Consider the following 16,903-nt stretch of genomic DNA (forward strand, 5'->3'; position numbering starts at 1 on the left):
CATTTTTATTTTCATAATAAAAAGCCACCTTTTCTAACTTTTAGAAAAGGTGGCTTTTTAACTCTTATCTCATTTTATGTACTTCAGCAACTAGCTTTCCACCCTGAATGCCCATATAAAGCTTCACAGGTGCATCATTCGTATTTTCAAATACTAAATCTAAGTATGGATATGCAATTGTAGCATCTCTTCCTTGTGGAACATAACCTACCGTTTTAGAATGTGTAGTTCTCTCCACCATTTTCAGACCAGCTTGATCTGCTGCATTGTATAAAGTTGAAGATGTTTGACAAACACCACCGCCATATCCATCTACTAATTTACCATCAACTATTTCTTTCCCTAATTGATATCCTTTATCTGGTGTTGTATCACCGATTAATGAATTAAAAGAGAAACGGTCTCCTTTTGCTAACACAACTCCATTTATGCTCGCTGCTGACAAACGAATATTCTCAATACGGCCACCTGTTGAACCACCTAAGTTCGTTTCATATCTACCAATTACCGTACCATTTCCTTGCGCATCACTTAATGTTGCGACTGGTTTTTTCTCCACGATCGGCAACTGATACGTAGCATCCCACATACCAACATTTAACAATTTATCTACTAATTCTTTTTCCATTAATTCATAAGAAGGTTTTCCTTCTTGCCAACTTCCATCAGGTGCTATACGTGAAGGAACCATTTTTTTGTCGACGCTTTTTCCAACCTCACCAACAACCTTTGTTACAGACTTTTTAAATTTCGCTTCATCTTCAAAATAGCCTAAACTAGATAAATCTAATTTTTTCACTTCAGTACCAGTTCGACCATCAACTAAACTAATAGTATCCTGCACTTCTGCTTTAGCCTCTACAGTATGCCCACCAATATCACTTACCAATGCAACATCACTTACTTTTGCACCACAGCCACTCATTATAGCTACACATAACACCCCAACCAATATACCCTTTACTTTACGGAACAATATACTCTCTCCCTTTCCCCAACATCACTATTATGTATTTATTTCATTTTCATGTATGTTTTGTTACAATCATTTTACAATATGTTTATAAAATGTTACAAGTTATTTTTCACTCTATATAAATTACTCTTTTCTTTTATAAATGTCTATACATATTTACATAAAAGTTTGAGTTTGATAGAATTGTAACTTTTATGTAAACTCTCTTTTATCCAGTATATACCATTAAGTAAAAGAAATACAAATCAAAAACCCTCAAGCTATTTTTTATAAAGTGAAACTGTAATCAGTGGGGGTTTTACGGGCATCCCGACCTTCTTTGTTTCTGCTGAATTTTGACATGGGGGTCTTATTGCCCAGCAAATAGCGGGATAAAGAGAAATCCCGTCAACATAAATAGGTATTTGCCGTGCCACCACTCCGCTTTTGCACATACATTATGGTGAATTCAACCTATTTTAAAGAAATGGAGGATGTTATTATGTATCCCTACAATCCATATGATCCATATAATCAATATGCGTACCAACAACCACAGTATGACTTACAAACACAATATCAATCTTATATAGATCAAGCAGAGCACACGAATCCATATGACCAAAATAGACAATTCCAACTTCCAATCTCTTTTCCTGGCACTGGAAATCGTCAATTAGAAAGACGCGTAAATGAGCTTGAACAAAGAGTTCGTCAACTAGAAAATACAGTTGAGCGCCATACACGTAGACTAAACCGCTTAAACCAACGTTTACGCACAGTAGAAAACAGACTAAACATTCCATTCGCAGCATTAGAAGACGGATTTTAATCGAGAAAATAAAGATTATATAAAGGAAGGGGCTTCCCCTTCCTTATATAAATTGACGAAAGTTTTTTCCATCTCTATACTGATAAGAGTTAATGAAATGAAACAAGGTGATAAATATGGATTTTGAAATAAATTATCTTTCCTTTTATGTTGTACAAGTAGAAGGAAAAGGTGAAGCAGTTGATAAACGCTACAAACATTTTCAAACTTTAGACGCTGAAGAATATGAAGATAGTTCCTTAAAAGAATTTTTGAATGGTGAGTTATTAAAAATATCGAAGCGAAAAGTAGAACGTCATGCAAAAACAGAACAAGCCCCAACAAAAATTGGTCGCTTTATTGTAGAAGAAGGGCACGAACTTGATTCAAACCCTCATTACAACCTTTTTAATCGTATTCGCTTTGCAGAAACAAAAGAAAACTTTAAAGATATGAGCGAACCTCTCGTTTATACATATCTTGACACAAGCGCTGTACGTGGTGGTGTATTTTTAATTGCTCAGGCAAAACTACGCAAATACTTTGATGATCCATTCGTATTCGTAATGAAATGCGACTTTGAACCAAAGGTTGCTTCTATTTCTGATGAATCAACACTGATTCGTAACGTTGAAATGGCCATCACAACAAAGAATATGAAATCTATCCAATATCCGTACATGCCTGAAGAAGGTATGGTTGAAGTAGGCGAACTAAAAATACACCAAGCATCACATGCCCGCTACTTTGAAGACTTCTTAAAATTCGTCGAATACGAACGCTCTATGCCTGAAATTATGAAAACACAAGTAATGGACATGGTATACGACCAAATTGAAGATGTATTTGAAGAAGGTACGGAAGAACGCGAACAATTCGACCAAGCGATGGAAGTATGGGCTGCCAGTCCGAAACGCGAAATTATGGAACAATTTTCAACCGAAGAAGTAATGGAAGCAACTGCTCAAATCGTCGAGCATGCTCCTGAAGTCGAATTAAAACTAAAAGCAGATCATATCTCTGTGAAGGCCCTGCTTGCTGATTTCGGGGATCAAATACATATTGCGAAGGTAAATGATCGATATGTACTTATGATTGAAGCAGACACACTTACATTTGAAAAAGGCTTCTCTCCTATTGAGTTTCTGAAGCCAGATGAGCTGCAAGATGTGATTGAGCGGATTGAGAATAAGCAGCAGTATTCGTTTGATCCGAGCGGTATTGAATAAAGTGAAACTTTAATCAGTGGGGTTTTGTTCATCCCCCACTAATTATTAACCCTCACCAATCGGGCTTTTACGGGATAAATACTTCCATATAACTGTTGTTACTGGGCGCTTATAATAAGCGCTCTTTTGTTTATATTAAAAACCGATTCTACTAAGAATCGATTTTTCTGCTTTATAATAAAACATGTTTATTTTCAAATTTTTTTGATGCAAGATGACATTTGTTGCAGAATCAAATACATCCCTTCCTTGTTATACAAGCTTATTTCCATTAGAAATATCTACTTCAATATTTCTAGTTGACCAAGTCCTTCTATAAGTTGTTAAGATGCAAATTCACTTTACTACCTCAAATTTATTGTACTCGTAAAAAGATAATTGAAAACGATATTCCGGATGTTCTCTCACCCAATCGTAGGCTTCTTCTAAAATTTCCATTTTGTTTTGCAAGTCATTAAGTTCACTACATTCGTCCCTTTTCTGTTTGCACAGAGGGCAGAATCCATTCACTATTTCCGCACTCGTCGCCCTAATAGTTTTACTTTCTAAATCAACTACTAGACGAAGAATAACAGAATGCTCTTCTTTTGTAGTCACCTTCATTTCAGCAATCCGATCCTCATTCCAAAAGACACCGTTTAATTCCATCTTTACTGTGACATCTTTAATATCCAAGTCTACCACTATCACACCTCCCTTGTACAAAGCTCAATCTTACTCTTCTATTTTAAACTTTAATACACCACAACTTAAAGAGATATTAAGTTTTTTCCAATTCTTCTTTACTATGAAAGAAAGTGTAGTTAATGCTAATTGTGTGGTAAATATTATCCCAAAAACTAAAACAGTTAAAATGTTAAAGATTGTTTCCATTAAACTACACTCTTTTCTTTATATATATATTTATTTTATTAATACGGTTTAAAGCTCTTATTACGTCTTAACACTCCCAAAGCAATTATAATGCACAATCACAACAACAAGTTGATGCCTATTTAATATCAATACGCTGTTATTACATGTATGTAGTTAGAGGTGGAGGAGAAATTCATTTAACCTCTGTATTCTCCTCCATCTCAGCCAAATACCTAATCTGCCGTTCCGCTTTTCTCACTGCTGTACGAAAATGTTTTTTCAGGAGTTCTACTGTATTTTCACTTATATAATATCTTTCCGTTATACTTTCCCACGTGTCACTACTTTCAAATGTACTCCATTCAAAAGGGCGTTCTGTATTTTTCTTTAGTTCTTTAAATACCCATTTTCGCATCTTTTTTTTCGCTTTTTCTGTTAGTTTTCCGTTTTTTACAAGTTCAAGTTCACCATGTCTTTTGTATCGCTTATTAATATCTCTCTCGCTATATACTTTAAGAAGTATATTTGCTGTATTTTCAGCATCTGCTAAAGCACGGTGCTGTTTTCCTTCCCACGTTAAAGCGAGCTGTTCTACCGCAAAGTGTAAACTTGGCGTATGTTCAAACAATTCCTCATATGCTTGGAAAACAAATTTTTGCAAATCAATTCTATTTTCTTTTTCTATACTTGGGCATTCAACACCATATAATGTACAATCATGAGATAGAAAGCGATAATCTTCTTTTCCCCATGAAACAAATATAGAACCTTCGCCGATGAACTGAATAAATTTCTCTATAATTTGAGGGAATTTTTCTACACCCATTAAATCTTTTTTCGTAATACCGGTTAATTTTGTTGTATGACGAGTTAATCGTGCACTTGGTTTTACTAACTCCGAAAATTCTTCAATTATCTTCATTGTACCTATTTCTATTTTTACAGCTCCGATATCAACTATTTCTGATGGATCTTCTGATTTATACGGTCTGAAATTCCTTTCAATATCAAACACAATGAAATGTGTAGCGTTTTTCAATTTATTTACCTCTTTCTAAATTCCTTTTCACACAAACACTTTATTTTCAGTATTTATTTATTCATGTACTTTATACAAAAATACTCCGAATAAATAAATGAAAATTCAGTCTTGTTATGATATGTAAGTAGGAGGACATCTATAAAAATGCAAAAAAAAAGAAGGGCGAGCCCTTCTTTTTTCAAAAATTACTTCTTGTTTACGTTAGTAGCTTGAGGTCCACGGTTACCTTGTTCTACTTCGAAAGTAACTTCTTGACCTTCTTCTAAAGTTTTGAAGCCTTCGCCTTGGATAGCTGAGAAATGAACGAATACGTCTTCTCCGCCTTCAACTTCGATGAAACCGAAACCTTTTTCTGAGTTAAACCATTTTACTTTACCGTTTTGCATGAAAAAAATCCTCCTACAATGTACCTATATGTACATATTCATTTTCAACCACCTTACAATAATAAGCCAGATATTAAAAAACTGCAACCCCTGAGGAGATTTAACATTGCTATCCTCCTCGGAAGTTACAGCTCATTTAAATCTCTATATTATTAAAAGTAAAATGGTTTAAATATACTATATCATATCAATATAATAAAAGTAAAGTTTTTTTCTTAAATTATTTTTTGTTCCCACTGCATTGCTTTTAATTCACCTGATCCGGCTACTACATAACCATCTTTTTGATTAACAATGCGCCATCCGTGCCCTTTAACTGAATCACATACTGTAACAATACCTTCTTCAAGAAGCACACGGCACACACTACTAATCCCCGCCTTATTTTGCGTTGAAGTTGTATATAAAACATGTTGATCTACACTTAAGTCTAAATAACTACTTGCTTTCTGCTCACTTTGACATGTATGCCAATATATTTTTTCACTTGCAATACTTTCATCTATTTTACAATAAGAAATATTTCCGCTAACTCCCTTGCACGATCCACTTGCCGCTACTAAATAAGAATTGTGTAAAGTCAACGCGGAGATCATTTGATTCATCGCAATTTTAATCCTCTTTAATTTACGTGTCTTCAAATCAAAGAGCCAAACACCACCATATTTAGCATGTATTTTCGTACCAATAAATAAGTAATGTTTATATAAAAATAATGATCGAATAGACGGTGCCGCACTGCCATACTCAAGAAACGGATGAATAGTTTCCCATGTCAAACCGAAATTATTAGAAAGATACAGCGTTTTTTCTCCATGAGCAACAACAGTTCCTTGTACATTGCTACATACATTCCAACTCGTTGCTTTTGTTGGAAAACGCTGAATTGTCCAGTTCTCTCCACCATTCATACTGCGAATAAAAATCCCTTCGTCACCTACACCATAAACTACATTATCTTCGCTATGTAAATCCCTAATTCGTTTTTGAAAACCATTTAAAATTCGTTTCCATTCTCCGTCTTGTTCAACAAATAAGCCATTATATGTAGTAGCTAACAACAGTTTTCCATCTCTTAACTTTGTAATAGCAGTTGCACTTAACATTGTCTCCACGTTGACACTCCCATTCTTAGAACTTCTCAGCAAATGCAATTGCAAAATTACTGCATTTTTCAACATCCTCTTCATCTTCTGGAGCTAATTCAATTTTCAGCCCTTCTTGTACAAGCTCTGCACCGCGTTCCACAAGACGTTCTTCAAATATCGTTACCGCTTCACAAAACAGTTCATACGCCGTATCACCCGATCCGAATACCGCTACCTTTTTCCCAGCTAAATCTATATTTTCTAAGTCATCATGAAAATCTTCCGCTTCAAATGGTAATTCACCATCGCCCCACGTATAAGATCCTAAAATGATTCCATCATAAGCTAATAATTCTTCAGCGTCCATGCCTTCCATTTCTTGCAATACTACTTCATGATCAAAAGCATCTAAACTAACTTTAATTAAATCAGCAATACTCTCTGTATTTCCTGACATACTTGCATAAGCTATTAAAATTTTTGCCACTTTGGCATCCCCCTCTAACAATAAATGATTCTCATTCTCATTATATTAATAATGAGAATCAATTTCAATTGATTTTTTCTACTTTTTTTACATTTCACATTACTTATTTCAAATAAGGTGAAACTTTAATCAGTGAGGGTATTCATCCCCCACCTAACTTCTTTGTTTCCGCTGAATTTTGAGGCGGGGGGGCTTACTGCCCGGCAAATAGCGGGATAAAGTGAAAGTTTAATGAGTCCTCACCAATCAGGCTTTTTCAGACAACCCACAAAGAGCGGAATAAATAAAAAAGCACAGATGACTATACAATCATCTGTGCTTTTTTATTATTTTTTAAAAATACCAAAAGGCTTTCCTACTGGTAAAACAACTTTTCCGAAGTGTGTATTTAACACTGCTGCTGCTGAACCGTAGAAAGATAATAATGAAATAAGAAGTTCAGAATATGCTGCTAAATTATGCATTGCATGCGGCATAACACCTAAAGTACTTAATGAAAGACCGATAAATAAGAAATCAATAAGGACGAAAATCATAAATAATACTTTATGTGTTTCCATTGCACCAATTGTCATAAAGATTGTGAAAATCAAATATCCGATAAAGGCTACACCAAGCTGTTTTGAATCTGCAGCTTGTGCTAATTTTTCGCCAAATACTCCAAGTTGAATTAACCAAGTCATTCCAACACCTAGCCAAAATAGACCGTACGCACCGAATGCTGTTGTACCGAATGTATTGTTATGCTTTGCATCATGAATGCAAGCAAAGATTTGTGCAAATCCTCCTAAAAAGATTGCCCACGGTAATACAAGTGAAACGCCATCTGTTAAGCCTAACTTTTGAGATGATGCTACAAGTGTTACCATCGCTAATCCAAATAGACCAATTCCAGATGGATCCGCTGTTGTCATTTTCACATGATGTGTAGTAGTTTGATTGCTCATATAAACCTCCTGATTATAAACATACTCGAATACAATACTTAAATCAGAAGACTATGTCAATGGTTTTTTTTGTATGTTGTCAGACGTTATATTTTATAATGATTAAATATATTTCTGACCACTTCATAAGGTTTTATATTCACTTTTTCCAACTCGTTTATCGGTAGCCATAACGGAATATAATTTCCCCTACCTTCCAGCTGAAATTCCTCAGCTGTTCCGCTTCCGAACACTCCGCCTGTAATATAGGCAGCATAATAATATTCATTTCCTTTATATTTTACCTTTGCAATAAGGTGCTCCACTTGTATATGTACCCCTAATTCTTCGTATACCTCTCTTTTCGTTGCCTCTTCAGGCGTTTCACCTTCCTCAATCCCTCCGCCAGGAAAAACATAATATCTTTCCTCTTCTCGAATACGTTTTATAAGAGCGATTTTTCCTTCCTGTACAATGATAGCGGCTCCGCGATTTCTTATCATTTTATTACCTCAATACGAATCGCAACTGTTCCCCACTCTTTTTCTTGTTCTTTCGTATATATTTTGTATGTACTTTCTAACATTTCCTCTAAACTATCATTTTCACAATCCAATAATTTTTTATCGATTTGTTCATATATAGCTTTAAAGCTCTCGTATCGCTTTATTTCCGTTACTTTTACCGTCATCATTTCTGTTGTCTTAAGATTCGTAAATACGATTTCATCGTCTTTGTTTATTAGTTGACGTTTTTTATCGTATAGGCGTACTTCATATACTTTTTCCCCTGATTGAATTGACTGAAACGGTTTATTATATAAACCCATTTCGTATCGCATACATCCCACTCCCTTTTGTTCATTTCACCTATTAATACAGTTCACATTACTACATCTTGCATATAATATTCCATACGTATCACTTAATTGAGAAAGGAGGCTGAAGAAGCATGTTATATTTAAATCAAAAACCTGAATATAATAAATATGATATTGGTGATTATACTTATAGTAAAGTAGGGCCAACCATTTTTTCTTGGAACGATGAAACAAAATTGAAAATAGGTAAGTTTTGTTCATTAGCAGAAGAAGTCGTTTTCATACTTGGCGGTGAACATCGCGCAGACTGGATAACGACTTATCCATTTAATGCACTTTTTGATGAAGGAGCACATATTACTGGTCACCCTTCTTCAAAAGGTGATATCGTAGTTGGCAATGATGTATGGATTGGTTATCAATCCTGCATTTTATCTGGTGTTACAATTGGTAACGGTGCCATTATTGGTGCAAAAAGTGTTGTTACAAAAGACGTCCCTCCATATGCAATTGTGGCTGGTAATCCAGCAAAATTTATTCGATATCGTTTCCCGCAAGAAACAATTGACAAACTAGAGAATCTTGCATGGTGGGACTGGGACATTTCTGTTATAAAAGGAGCTATTCCATTACTACTTTCCGACAAAATCGACGAATTTTTCACCTCGCCCGAAAAAGAATCTACATGATTAATGAAGAAAGAGCATCCTTCTCTTACAGGATGCTCTTTCTTCATTTATTTTTTCTTTATTTGCAAATGATCACACGGAGAACATTGAAAAGGAATTTTCCCTAAGCAATTAAGATTCGTTTCGCAAATTTGTTCAATCGTTGGAACAAATGGAATGACAACTATGTTACTTTCTACTATTTGTGTAACAGGTGGCAATACTGTGCCTACTTGATGTTCAAAACGAATACTCGCTTGATTTATATAATTTCCTGAACCATTTGGCGCGCTCTGTACTGCTACTTGGAACGAAACTGTCCTTGCTTCACCAGGATTTAAACTTCCGATAAGAAACCCTACTGCCGGGCTTACATTCGGCACTGGCGTATTATCAACCGTTACACTTCCAGGAACAAATCGAACACTACTATCTAACATATCTTGAAAACGAATATTTTGCATTACAGTATCACCCGTATTTGTGATGACTGTCGTAAACGTAATGACATCTCCAATTGTTGCTACCTGTAAATCTGCCGTTTTTACGACTGTCGTTGAGACATTTTGAGGAATAAACGGGATAACAACTGTATTACTATCACCTTCAACTACTACTGGCGGCTCATTCGGATTTACAGTTGCAAGCCCATTCGCTGTAGCAGTATTTGTAACTAAATTATTTACTTGCCCTCCTATTATTACAACTTGGAAATTAATAATTGCTGCATCATTTGGCTGAAAATCACCTAACGGAATACCAGTATTCGGATTAGCAAATGGAAGAGGTACATCATTTACCGTTACCGTACCATTTATAAATAGCGTATTCGGATCAATGATATCTGTTAACACAATATTGGTCACAGGAACTGTACTATCATTTATAACAGCGATTCCGTAAGTGACAACATCCCCTATCATTGCTACTTCAAAGTTTGCTCCTTTTGCAACAAATAAGATTGCAGTATTTACCGTCACTATAACTGTATTGCTTGTATCCATCACTGTAACTGGCGGCTCCCCTGGTACTAAAATATATTCTGCTAACGCCCCAGCAACGTTCACTACTGTACCACCATCCGGAAAACTTGTAATCGTAGCTTCATATGTTACAAGTGCCGTCTCACCAACTGGTATATCAGGTATCGTAAATCCAATCTGCGGATTTAACCCCGGTTGCGGAACCCCATTTATCGTTACACTATTTGGAACGAAATCAGCTTCCTGAGATAGCACATCGATAAATTGAACATTCATTGCATCAGCAGTACCAGTATTTAATATACGAACAGTATACGTTACCGTTTCTCCTACACCAACAACTGAATGGTCTACTTCTTTTAGCATATCTAAGCTGCCTCTATTTACCGGCGTAACCGTCGTATTACTTGAATTTGTAATTGTAGACGGAGGTTCTCCTGGAATCAATTCGAAATCACCCGTTACTCTTGCTGTATTCATAATGCTACTAGAAGGCGGAACTGCGATTACATTTACTTCAAATGTAATTAATACACTATCCCCTACTGCAAGATCAGGCAATGCAAAGCCTACAAATGGATCTAAACCTACTTGCGAAATCCCATTTATTTGTACACTTCCAGGAACGAATTCTAAACTAGGTGATGGAACATCGATAAACTGAACATTCGTTGCTGTTACCGTTCCCGTATTTGTAACTTGCACACTATACGTTAACGTATCTCCTAATCGTGTCGCTTCTTTATTTACAGATTTTATAACGCTGAATCGTCCTCTATTCACTCTAGTTATCGTCGTATTACTCGGCTCTGTTACTACAACTGGTGGTTCTCCTGGCACTAAAGTAAAGCTTCCTGTTATATTTGCAACGTTCGTAATTGTTCCTGATGACGGGATGTTTGTAACTGTCGCTTGAAACGTCACTATAACTGTTTCACCAACTGGGATATCTCCAACTCCAAATCCAGTAATCGGATTTAAGTTTGGTTGCGGGGCTCCATTTATCGTTACACTATTTGGTACAAATGACGCTCCTGCTGAAATGGTATCAACAAACTGAACAGCATTAGCTGTTACTGTTCCTGTATTTGTTATTTGAACCGTATACGTTAATATATCTCCAACGAGAGTAGCAACCCTATTTACTTGTTTAATAACATTAAATTGCCCTCTATTTACAGTTGTAAGTGTTGTATTGCTCGGCTCTGTTACTATAACTGGTGGTTCTCCTGGTACTAATACAAAACTTCCAGTTACATTTGCCGTATTGGCAATTGTTCCGTTTGATGGCGCACTAACAACGGTTACTTGGAAGATGACTTCTACACTTTCACCTGGATTTATATCTGGAAGCGGGAATCCGTTATTCGGATTGAATCCAGGTTGTAACACACCATCTATCGTTACACTGTTCGGCACGAATGCTATAGAGGAAGGTAATACATCACTATATTGAACATTCGTTGCTGGCACTGTTCCTGTATTTTGAACTACTGTTGTATATGTGATTGTATCGCCTACTGCAACAACCGGCTGACTCACTGATTTTAAAACATTCAAACCAGGCTCATTGATTTCTGTTAATGTCGTATTACTTGTCGTTGTTTCCGTAATAGGCGGTTCTGTTTCACTTACAGCAAATGTAGCTGTAACGTCTACAAAATTAACAATCGTTCCACCTTCTGGTATGCTTGTAACCACTTCCTGATATGTGACAAGTACAAAATCATCGACAGGTATATCTGGAACTGTAAAACCAATGAAAGGATCTAATCCTGGTGCTGGTACCCCGTTTATGCTCACACTTCCTGGTACAAATGCTACACCCGCGGAAGTAGTATCGATAAATTGAACATTCGTCGCTGGCACTGTTCCGAAATTAAAAATCAATACATCATACGTTAATATTTCTCCTACCGTCGCTACTTCTTTATCTACTAGTTTCAATGGAAAAATAAACGCTATATTAATTGTCGTAACGACTAAATTTGTTAATATCGTTTCCGTAATCGGTGGTTCCTGCGGATTTGGTTGTGAAGTAAATGTAACATCTGCATCATTTAATATGACTTCATTATCTGGAATTTCTGTAATCGTCACTTGGAATGTGACCTCAATACTTCCACCAGCGATTAATAATGGAGTAACTGTAAATCCTATTTCTGGATTTAAACCAAGTTGCTGCACTCCACCTATCGTTACACTATTGTCAACAAACGTCGTTCCTTCTGGTATGACATCTTGGAAGAACACATCTGTAACAGGGATAATTCCTACGTTTGAAATGAGCACAGTATACGTTAATACATCCCCAACGGCCCCAGTTGCAACATCAACTGTTTTTGTTGCAGTTACTTCACCAGGAGGAGGTAACGGTATTGTAACTACCGTTGTATTACTTGAATTCGTTGTTGTTACAGGTGGCTGTAAAGGATTTAATAAGAAAGTGGCTGTAGCAGATGCTGTATTTAATACTGCTCCACGTGTAGACGGTGCAACTACCGTAACTTGGAACGTTACTGTCAATGATGTTCCAGCTGCAATATTAGGAAGCGGGAAACCAACATTTGGGTCAAATCCAGGTTGTGGCGTTCCATTTATCGTTACACTATTTGCTACAAAAGTTGTTTCTAAAGCAATTGGATCAAGGAAAGAGACATTCGTTGCTGTTACTGTACCGTTATTTCGAATGACAACAGAATACGTGTAAGTTTCTCCAAGTGCTGCTTGTTGTACAGATGAAGATTTTTGTATATTTAACTGTGCTGTGTTTACTTGCGTCACTACAAAATTACTATTTGTAACAGTCGTTATTGGAGGGTTTGCTGGATTTATAAGAAAACTTGCAGTAACGTTCGATTGGTTTCTTATATTTCCACCGCTCGGAACACTCGTCACTGTAACTTGAAACGTAATCGTAGCCGTTTGCCCGACCGGAATATTTGGTACCGGGAAACCTAGCATAGGATCCGCGCCTTGCTGTACGACTCCATTTATCGTCACACTATTTGCTACAAAGGCAGTACCAGACGGAATTGGATCTTGAAAAACAATATTCGTTGCAGGAACAGTTCCTGTATTTTGAATAAGAATCGTATACGTTAACGTATCTCCTACACCGGCTTGTAGTGTATTTACACTCTTCATTACATTAAGTGATCCTACATTCACTCGCGTCACAACAATATTACTAATCGTTACAATTGTAATTGGTGGCTGGAGAGGACTTACTTGGAAATCAGCAGTGACATTCGCATTATTCGGAAGAACTCTATTTGGTGGTACACTCGTGATTGTCACTTGAAAAGTGACCGTCACCATTCCTCCTACTGGAATATTAGCAAGTGGAAATCCAGTTGTCGGGTTTAAACCTGGTTGAGGTGTCCCGTTTATTGTTACACTATTCGCTACAAAAGTGGTTCCAACTGGAATCGGATCAAGGAATGATACATTTGTCGCTGTCACCGTTCCACTATTTTGTATACGAACTGTATACGTTAACGTATCTCCTACACCGGCTTCAGTAGCACTTACACTTTTCATTACATTTAACCCTGAAGAATTCACGATCGTCATAACAGTATTACTTGGTACTGTTACAGTAATCGGCGGCTCTGTTGGATTTACAAGGAAATCTCCAGTTACATTCGCATTATTTACAACATTATTTCCTTGGGGAATTTCATCAATTAATACTTCAAATGTAACAATAACACTGGCGCCAGTAGGCAAATTATTTAATGGGAATCCAAGTTCTGGATCTGCCCCTTCTTGTAAAACACCATTCACAACTACACTATTTTCAATAAATAATGTCCCTTGGGGAATTGAATCTTGGAAAAATACATTCGTAGCTGGTACACTACCTGCATTTATGACTTCTATTGTATATACTAAAATATCCCCTACTGTTGCAACATCCGTATTGACTGCTTTCACAACTTCAAAGTTTCCTGATTGTACTGTCGTATTCACAACATTACTCGGTACATTGATTGTTACTGGTGGTTCATTCGGATTCACTTGAAAGCTTGCTGTTACATTTGCTTGATTTAAAATATCTTCATTTTCTGGATTCTGTACAATTACTACGTCAAATGTGACTACAACCGTTTGAGCCGCAGGAATATTCGGAAGAGAGAATCCTGTATTCGGATTTAGTCCACTTTGTTGTACTCCATTAATTGTTACAGAATTTGCAACAAATGAAACAGCAGAAGAAATAGGGTCTTGGAAAAATACATTTGTTAACGGAACATTCCCTGTATTTTGGACGGCAATTGTGTACGTTAAAGTATCCCCTACCGCCGCTTGCGTTGTATTTACTTCTTTTATTACATTTAAACCGCCTGTATTAACTTGTGTCACAACTGTATTCGTTTGTCTATTAATTGTTATCGGTGGCTGATTCGGAATAACGACGAAATTAGCAGATACATTTCCGCGATTCGCAATCGTACCTCCCGATGGTGTAGATGTTACTCGTACTTGAAATGTAACAGTCCTACTTCCGCCAGGAGATATATTAGCTACTGTAAACCCAGTCGCTGGATTTACCCCAGGTTGTGAAACCCCATCCACAGTCACACTATTTGCGATAAATGTCGTTCCAATTGGGATCGGATCTTGAAAAATAACGTTCGTTGCAAGTACATTTCCTGTATTTTGAATTGTTACCGTGTACGTAAGAACGTCGTTAACCGTTGCAAAAGCTTTATCCACTGTTTTTCTCGTTGTTATATCAGCTATATTAATTGTCGTAACTACAGTATTACTTGTCGCTTGCCCTGAAACTGGTTGTTGACCAGGCACTGGAGTAAAGTTAAATGTTACACTCGCACGGTTTGGAATTGGATTGACAAGAGGGTTCGATGTTACTCGAACTTGAAAGCGCACTACAGTCGTTTGCGATGCATTAATACTTCCAAGATTAATACTACTTGCTGGATTCGCTCCTGGACGCGCTACTCCATTTACCGTAACGCTATTTGCGACAAATGTTGTTCCAGCGGGGATACTATCAACAAAAATAACATTGTTCGCAGTGACGTTTCCATTATTTGTGACATTAACTGTATACGTTAATACATCATTAAGTGTTGCCGTCTGTAAATCTACAGATTTTTGCATACTAATAGTTGCTTGGTTCACTGTCGTTTGTACTGTGTTTGAAGAAGACGTACTTGTAATAGGGGGACTACCAACGAAGGGACGGAATTGATATGACACCATTGCACGATTTAAAATAGGATTGGGATTCGGGAATGATGTTATTCGAACTTGAAATGTAACAATTCTTTGCGTGTTATTTGGGATTGTACCTAAATTAATTCCATTAGCAGGGTTTGCATTCGGCTGTGTTACTCCCCCTACCGTAACACTACCTGCAACAAACGTCGTTCCGTTCGGAATACTATCACGTAATACAATGTTTTCTGCACTTCCTGTTCCTGTATTTGGGACCGTAATTGTATAAGTGAGAGTATCCCCTACCCCCGCGACTGTTCTATTAACTGATTTAACAGGATTAATAATTGGACCTGTTGCATCAATTTGAACACCAAAACCAGCTGCTGCGTATCCATCTCCATTTGTAACAAATCGAACCGTTGCTGATGTTTGACTGTTTACTAAAGATGAGGAGGCATCTACATTCGTAATATCCCACCCTTGTCTTCGGACGGCCAAAGCTACCCCTAACGGCTGATTCAAATCTCCAAACGTGCCGCTCGTATCTAAATTTCCACTATCATTACAAATTTGTGACTGAAAGAAATTATTCGCAGGATTTCTCGGTCCGAATAATGCAACTGTAGCATTTGCATTCGGCCCAAAGCGAAGTTGATCTCCAACAATGTTAGAATCACCTTCTTGAGCAGTTACGAGCACTCTTCCTGTAACAGCTCCTGTTGCCGGCGTAGCAAAACCTGAAATTGTAGCATCAACTGGCGGGGATGAAGCATCGATAATTTCTTGACCTGCATATACTGACAAATTTCGAAGTGGTAAACTTGCATTTTGATACACAACCTCAAGCGTCCATCCAGCTGAACGACTGATTGTTGGGTCGGCTGAAGTTCTTGCAGCTGGCACAGCACCCGTTGTATATGTGCCTGCTCCACCTGCACTAACAAGATTTGTTACATTGGCAGAGCGAGCATAATAAAACTGATTTCCTACTGAACCTTGCTGCGCGGTAGCAGGATCTGGCGTAACAGAAAACGTCCCTGCTGGCGTTGTAAATGTAATGTTATCATTTAAAAATGGTAACACATCTTCCGTATCAGTCCGGAAAGTACCAGCCCAAACTAATTCTGCATATAATACACTGCTTCCCGCTGGAAGATTTAAAATTGCACTTGAAGAATTCAATTGCCATTCATCTGTTGTCCCTGCTGGGAACCCTGGTACTTGCAATGCTGTATTTACTGTCGTAAACACAGCAAGTGTACCAAAAATATTACCTGGTGCAGGTGATGTAGGGCTAAGTCCCAGCGTATTCCCAGTAAACGTGACGGCACCAGGTACTGTTGTCGTAAACCTATTTATAAAAGGCACACAATCATCTCATTTCATTTATAGTAAAAAGTGCTCTATACTATAAAATGTAGACAAACTATATAATGTACGTTGTCCAACAAAATTCCACATAT

13 protein-coding genes are annotated in these 16,903 nt (G+C 37.1%); 3 read left to right on the top strand and 10 right to left on the bottom strand.

All coding sequences use genetic code 11. From position 1 onward, the window contains the following. Nucleotides 1-64: 64 nt before the first annotated feature. Complete coding sequence (locus MR112_RS23770; RefSeq protein WP_000488973.1) at nt 65-976, bottom strand: VanW family protein; 912 nt, start codon at nt 974-976, stop codon at nt 65-67. Nucleotides 977-1,457: 481 nt separating this feature from the next. On the opposite strand from MR112_RS23770, the gene MR112_RS23775 reads away from it, so the two are divergent. Both MR112_RS23775 and MR112_RS23780 read left to right on the top strand, forming a co-directional pair. Beyond that, on the top strand, nt 1,458-1,787 hold the full coding sequence (locus tag MR112_RS23775) for a hypothetical protein (protein ID WP_000283715.1): 330 nt from the start codon (nt 1,458-1,460) through the stop codon (nt 1,785-1,787). Between the two features lie 116 nt (nt 1,788-1,903). Further along, nucleotides 1,904-2,995 (top strand): DUF3900 domain-containing protein, encoded by a 1,092-nt coding sequence (locus MR112_RS23780; protein WP_000345046.1) that lies wholly within the window; start codon nt 1,904-1,906, stop codon nt 2,993-2,995. 336 nt (nt 2,996-3,331) lie between these two features. Here the strand turns inward: MR112_RS23780 and MR112_RS23785 are convergent, their stop codons facing one another. From MR112_RS23785 to MR112_RS23820, 8 genes are all read right to left on the bottom strand, one after another. Continuing rightward, the gene (locus MR112_RS23785) at nt 3,332-3,679 is read right to left on the bottom strand and encodes a hypothetical protein (protein ID WP_000227983.1); all 348 of its coding nucleotides are present in this window, start codon (nt 3,677-3,679) and stop codon (nt 3,332-3,334) included. A gap of 364 nt (nt 3,680-4,043) precedes the next feature. Continuing rightward, nucleotides 4,044-4,889: an exonuclease gene (locus MR112_RS23790; protein ID WP_000786414.1), complete on the bottom strand. Its 846-nt coding sequence runs from the start codon at nt 4,887-4,889 to the stop codon at nt 4,044-4,046. Nucleotides 4,890-5,077: 188 nt separating this feature from the next. Next, nucleotides 5,078-5,278 carry a cold shock-like protein CspB gene (gene cspB / locus MR112_RS23795; RefSeq protein ID WP_001179150.1) on the bottom strand — a complete coding sequence of 67 codons (201 nt, stop codon included), beginning with the start codon at nt 5,276-5,278 and terminating at the stop codon, nt 5,078-5,080. A gap of 215 nt (nt 5,279-5,493) precedes the next feature. After that, nucleotides 5,494-6,393, bottom strand: a complete 900-nt coding sequence (locus tag MR112_RS23800) for a WD40/YVTN/BNR-like repeat-containing protein (RefSeq protein ID WP_000449496.1) — start codon at nt 6,391-6,393, stop codon at nt 5,494-5,496. A gap of 16 nt (nt 6,394-6,409) precedes the next feature. Next, nucleotides 6,410-6,853 carry a flavodoxin gene (locus MR112_RS23805; RefSeq protein WP_001062752.1) on the bottom strand — a complete coding sequence of 148 codons (444 nt, stop codon included), beginning with the start codon at nt 6,851-6,853 and terminating at the stop codon, nt 6,410-6,412. Between the two features lie 326 nt (nt 6,854-7,179). Further along, nucleotides 7,180-7,800 carry an acetate uptake transporter gene (locus tag MR112_RS23810; RefSeq protein WP_000070938.1) on the bottom strand — a complete coding sequence of 207 codons (621 nt, stop codon included), beginning with the start codon at nt 7,798-7,800 and terminating at the stop codon, nt 7,180-7,182. Nucleotides 7,801-7,886: 86 nt separating this feature from the next. After that, nucleotides 7,887-8,282 carry an NUDIX hydrolase gene (locus MR112_RS23815; protein ID WP_000620822.1) on the bottom strand — a complete coding sequence of 132 codons (396 nt, stop codon included), beginning with the start codon at nt 8,280-8,282 and terminating at the stop codon, nt 7,887-7,889. After that, complete coding sequence (locus MR112_RS23820) at nt 8,279-8,620, bottom strand: ASCH domain-containing protein (protein ID WP_001268345.1); 342 nt, start codon at nt 8,618-8,620, stop codon at nt 8,279-8,281. Before MR112_RS23820 ends, MR112_RS23815 begins: the two co-directional genes overlap by 4 nt. A 110-nt stretch (nt 8,621-8,730) precedes the next feature. Between MR112_RS23820 and MR112_RS23825 the strand changes: the two genes are divergently transcribed. Next, a complete protein-coding gene (locus MR112_RS23825; protein ID WP_000966302.1) occupies nt 8,731-9,288 on the top strand; it encodes a CatB-related O-acetyltransferase in 558 nt (185 codons plus the stop codon). 47 nt (nt 9,289-9,335) lie between these two features. Here the strand turns inward: MR112_RS23825 and MR112_RS23830 are convergent, their stop codons facing one another. Further along, nucleotides 9,336-16,808, bottom strand: coding sequence for a DUF7507 domain-containing protein (locus tag MR112_RS23830; protein WP_242245509.1), 7,473 nt, complete (start codon nt 16,806-16,808; stop codon nt 9,336-9,338). Nucleotides 16,809-16,903 lie beyond the last annotated feature (95 nt).

This window comes from Bacillus cereus group sp. BfR-BA-01330 (genome assembly GCF_022663885.1).
GTDB classification, from domain to species: Bacteria; Bacillota; Bacilli; order Bacillales; family Bacillaceae_G; genus Bacillus_A; species Bacillus_A cereus.

What these genes read in the sequence shown, in the direction of transcription:
- MR112_RS23815 (WP_000620822.1), bottom strand. Translation starts at nt 8,282, where the DNA reads ATGATAAGAAATCGCGGAGCCGCTATCATTGTACAGGAAGGAAAAATC.
- cspB (WP_001179150.1), bottom strand. Translation starts at nt 5,278, where the DNA reads ATGCAAAACGGTAAAGTAAAATGGTTTAACTCAGAAAAAGGTTTCGGT.
- MR112_RS23775 (WP_000283715.1), top strand. Translation starts at nt 1,458, where the DNA reads ATGTATCCCTACAATCCATATGATCCATATAATCAATATGCGTACCAA.
- MR112_RS23825 (WP_000966302.1), top strand. Translation starts at nt 8,731, where the DNA reads ATGTTATATTTAAATCAAAAACCTGAATATAATAAATATGATATTGGT.
- MR112_RS23780 (WP_000345046.1), top strand. Translation starts at nt 1,904, where the DNA reads ATGGATTTTGAAATAAATTATCTTTCCTTTTATGTTGTACAAGTAGAA.
- MR112_RS23820 (WP_001268345.1), bottom strand. Translation starts at nt 8,620, where the DNA reads ATGCGATACGAAATGGGTTTATATAATAAACCGTTTCAGTCAATTCAA.
- MR112_RS23810 (WP_000070938.1), bottom strand. Translation starts at nt 7,800, where the DNA reads ATGAGCAATCAAACTACTACACATCATGTGAAAATGACAACAGCGGAT.